The 1,046-nt window shown below is 52.6% G+C and carries 1 protein-coding gene; it reads left to right on the top strand.

The features are described from left to right. Window positions 1-1,046, top strand: a 1,046-nt coding sequence (locus tag BFL40_RS27005; RefSeq protein WP_071486797.1) for an integrase core domain-containing protein, incomplete at both ends; no start/stop codon positions are given.

The raw sequence follows: 1,046 nt of genomic DNA on the forward strand, positions 1-1,046 counted from the left end.
CGCAAGACCGGTTACAAGTGGGTGGCACGCTATAACGCAGACAGCGTTAATGGCTTGAAGGAATGCAGTCGCAAGCGGCATTCCCAGAGCCAAGCGGTGCCCTTTGCGGTCAAAGAAGCCATTCTTGAGCTACGTGCGCGAGGGCCAACCACGGCGGGGCCAAAGAAAATTCAGATGGCATTGATTGAGCGTTTTCCTGATCAGCCGCCCCCCTCCAAAACCACAATCTATAACGTGCTGAAAAAAGCAGGTTTGGTGACGCCACGACCGTTGCGTCAGCGTGTTGCGGTCTATCCCAAACCTCTTCAGAAAGCCGATAACCCCAATCAGCTCTGGAGTGCCGATTACAAAGGTCAGTACCTGACGGGGGATGGTGCCTGGTGTTACCCCTTGACCGTAATGGATCACGCGAGTCGCTTTTTATTGGCATGTGAAAGCATGCCCAGCACGACCTTTCAGGAGGCCAAGGCAGCCTTCGAACGCCTATTCAAAACGTATGGGATGCCTGAACGGATCCGCACAGATAATGGTGTTCCCTTTGCCAGTAGCGGGCGCGCAGGGTTATCCCAGTTATCGATCTGGTGGGCGCGCTTAGGCATCATCCACGAACGGATTCAGCCAGGCAGACCAGAGCAAAACGGGCGGCATGAGCGCATGCACCGAACGCTGAAAAGCACGCTACCAAGACCACCAGAGGTCGATTGGGGAGCTCAACAGAGACACTTTGATCTTTTCATACAGCATTACAATCATGAACGGGTGCATGAGGCCCTCGGGCAGAAAACACCTGGTTCTTGTTACACAAACTCCCAGCGAATGTATCCGGAACAGCTACCGAAAATGAGATATCCGACTCATGTGGAAGCCTACCGGGTGGACTCCAATGGGGTGGTTTACCGAGGGCGGCTCAGAATTTATGTGGGTAATGTGCTCAAGCATGAAATAGTAGGTTTAGAGAGCATAAGCGAAGGTGTTTGGGACATTGTTTTTGGCCCGATTGTCTTGGGCCGCATCGATGAAAAGGATGTAAAGGAAGATTACGTAAC

This window comes from Pseudomonas costantinii (assembly GCF_001870435.1).
In the GTDB taxonomy this organism is placed as follows: domain Bacteria; phylum Pseudomonadota; class Gammaproteobacteria; order Pseudomonadales; family Pseudomonadaceae; genus Aquipseudomonas; species Aquipseudomonas costantinii.